Origin of the sequence: Archangium sp., assembly GCF_036388035.1 — a bacterium.
Classification (GTDB): domain Bacteria; phylum Myxococcota; class Myxococcia; order Myxococcales; family Myxococcaceae; genus Archangium.
Map to the genome: position 1 here is coordinate 1 of NZ_DASVSO010001030.1, position 5,132 is coordinate 5,132.

Sequence of the window (5,132 nt, forward strand, 5' to 3'; positions counted from 1 at the left end):
GGCCCAGCCGTCCGCCTGGGAGGAGAAGGACCTGCAGGTGTTGAGCTGCCCCGCGCCCCGGCTGTTGAGCGTGGTGCCCACCAGCAGCACCTCGGTCTCCGTGCGCTTCGACCGGCGCATCCGTCCGGAGAGCGTCCTCGCCAGCGGCGGCCAGTTCACCCTCGACAACGGGCTGGTGGCCATGAGCGCCACCGTGGTGGACGGTGAAGTGCGGCTGACCACCTCCTCTCAGGTGGTGGGACGCACCTACTCCCTGACGGTGGCTGGCACCGTGCAGGACGTCATGGGCACGGGCGTGGACGCGACGACCCGGAGCAAGTCCTTCTTCGGCTTCGAGAAGCTGGCCCTGCTGCGCATCAACGAGGTGGCCCCCAACCTCGTCTCGAGCAATGCGACCTCAGCCCGAGACAGTGACCTCGTGGAGCTGTATGTCATGGAGTCCGGCAGCACCGCGAACATGACGGTGACGACGGACAACTTCCTCGTGGCGACGCTGCCCCGGGTGCAAGTGACGACGGGCGACATCATCGTGGTGCACCTGAGCCCGGACGCGGTGGGCAATCGGGATGCACCCGCCTCGGAGACGCTCGGCAAGAGCGAGTACCCCGCCGCGAGCTACCCCAGCAACTACGACACCGCGTGGGACTTCCACGGCGTCCCCAACGGCTTCATCTCGTACAGGAACGCGGTGCTGCGCGTGAAGGATCCGGCGGGCCAAACCCAGGATGCGGTGGCCTTCGCCCAGCCCTCCTCCACGCCGCCCGCCGGCTTCCCGGCCCTCCTCCAGGCCCTCCAGGCCGAGGGACTGTGGGAGCCGCCCGACTGCGGAGGGGCTCCGTGCACGTACGATTCCCGCCCCACCACGGCCATCGAGGTGTCCGCCAGCTGGTGGGGCCTGCCCTTCAGCACCAACGACCGCTCCCACACGGTGTACCGGTTCAACCCGGTCTACACCCGCTCGAAGGACGACTGGACCACGGGCACGAGCTCGCTGGGCCGGCACAACTGGTAGCACCGGCTCGGAAGTGAAGGCACTCCGGGGAGCCTGCGGAATCAGGCCCGGCTCCGGAGCGCGCGTCTTGAACGCGGAGGCCCGCCCGGCGCGGTTCCGAAAAACCTGTCCGACTGTCGGACAGGTTTGTGAAGAACGCGGCCGGGAGGCGGGCGGATCCGGAGAGGGACACCCGCCGGGCTCGTTCGCGCGCAACCTGTACACTTAGTGGACAAGTTCGTGAGGAGCGCGGCCGGGAGGGACAGGCCACGTAGGATGGGCGCCGTGACGGAGGGGATGGAATGAGCGAGCGCAAGGGGCGCGAGGCGTGGCCGCCGGAGCTGACCGAGCAGCTGCGCCAGGTGGACCGGCTGCGCCGGAGCGGGCGGTACGAGGAGGCGCTCTCGCGCATGCGCCAGCTCGCCGAGGTGCACCCGCGGCAGTTGCGCGTCCTGCTGGAGCTGGGGCTGACGCTCGGCATCTGGGGGGGAGCCCCCGCCGAGGCCCTGCCCTGGTTCGAGCGTGCCCTGGAGATGGCACCCGGCCACGTCACCACGCAGCTGCACCGGGCCCTCGCGCTGGCCCGGCTGGGCCGTCACGCCGAGGCGGTGGCCGGCTTCGACGCGCTCGAGGCCTCGGGCTTCCGCAAGGCGCTCGTCCTCTACATGAAGCGCGCCGAGTCCCTGGAGGCGCTCGGCCGGCACGCGGACGCCGAGCGCGACTGGACGCTCGCCCTCGCCGAGGACCCGGGCAACCCCTGGCTGCTCCACCAGCGCGCCACGGCGCGGACCCGGTTGGGCCGGCTGGAGGAGGCGGTGGGAGACCTCACCGAGGCGCTCGCCTCGCACGCCCGGCAGGGTGAGGACGTGGACGCGGAGCTGCTGCGCGACCGGGGCCTGCTGCGCGCGAAGCTGGGCGACACGAGTGGAGCGCGCGAGGACTTCGAGGCCGGGCTCTCCGCCGTGCGCGCGGGGGACCCGCCCGAGCTCGTGGACGACCTGCGCCAGAGGGTGTCGGAGCTCACGCCCCGGGCGCCGTGAGCGCCATCCGCGACCTCCACGGGCAATCCGGGCCGGCCTTCCTCACCGGCCCGGACGCATCACCTGTCAGCGACTAACAGCCGGGCACCAGGCCCACCAGGCCCGCGGCCTCGCAGCCGAGCAGACCGCCCTCGATGCGGGTGGGGTTGAAGTGCCGCTCGAGCCGCGCGCGCTCGAAGTACTGCGAGCGGAACGTGCCCGAGGGGCCCGTGTGGTCGAACTCGGGGCTGACCGGGTAGCCGTAGATGCCGACGCCGTACGCCTTCCAGGCCGTGAGGATGTCGCCGCACACCCACTTGCCCTGCTGCACGCCACCGATGACGGGCCCGATGAGCTCGCAGGTGCCGGCCGGCTTGGCCTGCGGCGTCCAGTTGTCCGGGTTGAAGTTGCTCTCGCGCGCCCGCTGGCTGCCGATGGCGCCCAGCGCCGTGCCGTTGAACTCCGGGTGCCACTCCATGCGGTGCCGCTGGAACCACTGCGACCAGATGACGCGGCCCGTGCGCGAGTCCTTCACGCACCGCGCCGACTGCACCGGGAAGCCGTACACGCCCAGCCCTCCCTGGTTGTTCCACCGGTCGAGGAACGGGCCACTCACCGTCTGGTTCGTCTCGGTGAAGGTACGCGAGGCGCCGCCCGGGGCCGCCGCGCACGCGCCGTAGCCGCCCGGGTTGCCCGCGGGCAGGAGGTTCTGCTGGTCTCGGAAAGCCGTCTGCACCTGCGGGTAGAGGGCGATCGACTCGGCGGCGAAGTTGCCGTAGTTCCACACGAACCAGACGGCGCCGAGGATGTCGTGGTTGCTCGCGCCCCCGTTCCACTGGTGGATGTCATTGACGGCGCTGGTCAGGAAGCTGGCCACCAGGTCCTGGCGGCCGTTGGCCACGTGGGCGCTGAACTCGGTGAGCATGACCGGCACCTGCGAGAAACCGAGCGCGTCGATCCACTGGAGCTGGTTCTGGTAGCCCAGGCCGCCGTTGATGCCGGTGCGGAAGATGGTCATCGCCTCGCCCGGGTTGGTCGGGTTGGGCGGGCCGCCGTACGCGTGGATGGCGATGCCGTCCACCTCGTTGGGCTGCACGGTGTAGAGCAGCTCCTGCAGGTACTGCTTGCCGGACTTGTACGCCACGGCGCTCGCCACGTTCGGCGAGACGCCGCCGAGGAACACCGCGTCCGTGGTGTGGCCGGACAGGCTCCGGATGAGGTTGCGCGCCTCGCGGTACACCTGGGCGTAGTCCCCGGCGGGAATCTGCCCATTGGGGAAGCCCTTGGCCTCGTCATACATGTTCATCTCATTGCCAATCACCCACGTGTGCACGTTGGGCGACTGCGAGACGAGCGAGCGGATGTAGTTGAGGTAGCAGGACTTGTGCGTCTGCTCCGGGGTGACGATGTCCCCCACCTGGCCCGGCTCGCGCTTGAGGCAGCGGCCGCCCGTGGTGCCCGTCCAGGGAATGGTGGCGCCGTTCGTGGTGCCCCCCGAGGGCGTGATGCTCCCGGTGCGCGCGTAGTCGAGCCGGACCACCGGCTTGAAGCCGTCCGCCGCGTACCGGTTGGTGTCACCGACGACGCCCGGAATCCAGTCGTTGTCCGTGCTGAAGACCTCGATGACGAGGTAGCCCCGGCGCGACACGTTGGGGAAGAGGTTCAGCATGGAGCCGTACTCGCTCATGCGCGGCGAGTGCAGGCCCAGCAGGCCTCCGGGCACCACGAGCTCGCTCTCGGTGATGCTCACGGCGTCGGACGGGGCCGGCGCTCCGGTGCCAGCCTCCATCGGCCCGCAGGCGCTCAGCCCCACGGCACACAGCGAGGGCAGCAGGATTCTCTTCCAATTCATTGGGGACTCCCGGGGAAACAGGATTCACGGCGTATACCTGAAAAACAGGATTATCCGCCAGTCCCCCCGGAGGAAGCCCGGCTCCCGGTGGGCGGCGCGAGTGGGATATGAGGGGCGCGCTCCGATGTCCTCCACCGCCTCCTCGCGCCTGCCGGGCCCCACCGCCTGGGCCGCGCTCCTCTTCCTCGGCCTCACCTCCGCCACCTGGTGGCCCCACTCGGACCTCGGGGACTCGCAGCTCTACCAGGTCGTGTCCCGCCACATGGTCGAGGACGGAAGCTGGCTCGCCCTGCGCTACCTGCCGGACGTGCACGCGCGCTTCTTCGAGCACCTGCCCTTCGGCTTCTGGCCCTTCGCGCTCGTCATCCGCCTGCTGGGCGAGCCCGCCCTGCGCCCCCTGTGCGCCGCCTTCTCCCTGGGCACCCTGCTGCTCACCGGCACCGTCGCCCGCCGCGCCGCCGGCACCTGGGCCGGTGTCACCGCCATGCTGGTGCTCGCCCTGCCCGATGGTTTCTTCATCCGCGGCGGCCACCCCTTCCTCGAGCCCCTCCTCCTGCTGCTCGCCACCGGCTCCGCCGTGCCCCTGCTGCTCGGCGTGCCGCGCCCGCGCGACTGGCTCGTCTGTGGGCTGCTCGCCGCCGCCGCCTGCGCGGTGAAGGGGCCCTTCGGCCTGCTGCCCTTCGCCGGAGCCGCCGTCGCCCGCGCCTTCGTCGAGCGCTCCTGGAAGGTGCTCGTCGTCGGCACCCTCGTGGGCCTCGCCGCCGCCGTGCCCACCGTGCTCTTCCTCGTGCTCAACACCGAGTGGTGGGAGGGCTACGTGCGCCACCAGGTGCTCGCCTCCGCCACGGGTGCGCGCACCGATGGGCAGCTCTCCTGGTACATCCCCTTTCGCACGCTGGGCAGCCGCTTCTGGCCCGGGTTGCCGCTGCTCGCCGCGGGCGGGGTGCTCGCGCTGGGCCGGCCCGCTCGCGCCGTGCGCACCCTCCTGCCCGAGGGCACCCGGGACGCGGCTGGCGTGCGCCGCTCGGCCCAGGTGCTCCTGCTCGCGAGCCTCTTCATCCTCACCGCGCTCTGCATCCCCGGGCGCAAGGTGTGGAACCACTCGCTCGTCGCCTTCCCGCTGCTGGCCATGCTCGTGGGCGTGGGGCTCGGCCCATGGCTGGAGGTCCAGCTCGCCGCCCCCGAGCGCGAGCGTCGTGCCCGGCTCGGGCTGGCCGTGCTCGCATCGGTGGTACTGGTGGCCTCGGCCGCCGGAGCGGGGCGACTGCTG

At 71.4% G+C, this 5,132-nt stretch carries 3 protein-coding genes and 1 pseudogene; 3 read left to right on the forward strand and 1 reads right to left on the reverse strand.

Annotated features, from left to right (window positions below):
• Together VF697_RS42350 and VF697_RS42355 are read left to right on the forward strand one after the other, a co-directional pair.
• A pseudogene (locus VF697_RS42350) lies at positions 1 to 1,012 on the forward strand (hypothetical protein); the annotation flags it as partial.
• Positions 1,013 to 1,293: 281 nt separating this feature from the next.
• On the forward strand, positions 1,294 to 2,031 hold the full coding sequence (locus VF697_RS42355; protein ID WP_331104309.1) for a tetratricopeptide repeat protein: 738 nt from the start codon (positions 1,294 to 1,296) through the stop codon (positions 2,029 to 2,031).
• A 73-nt stretch (positions 2,032 to 2,104) separates the two neighbouring features.
• Here the strand turns inward: VF697_RS42355 and VF697_RS42360 are convergent, their stop codons facing one another.
• Positions 2,105 to 3,862, reverse strand: coding sequence for a hypothetical protein (locus VF697_RS42360; RefSeq protein ID WP_331104311.1), 1,758 nt, complete (start codon positions 3,860 to 3,862; stop codon positions 2,105 to 2,107).
• 124 nt (positions 3,863 to 3,986) lie between these two features.
• Here VF697_RS42360 and VF697_RS42365 point away from each other — a divergent pair.
• Positions 3,987 to 5,132 (forward strand): hypothetical protein (locus tag VF697_RS42365; protein WP_331104313.1); only part of this gene is annotated, 1,146 nt, incomplete at its 3' end.

Coding starts and splice junctions, on each gene's coding strand:
- VF697_RS42355 (WP_331104309.1), top strand. CDS start 1,294: ATGAGCGAGCGCAAGGGGCGCGAGGCGTGGCCGCCGGAGCTGACCGAG.
- VF697_RS42360 (WP_331104311.1), bottom strand. CDS start 3,862: ATGAATTGGAAGAGAATCCTGCTGCCCTCGCTGTGTGCCGTGGGGCTG.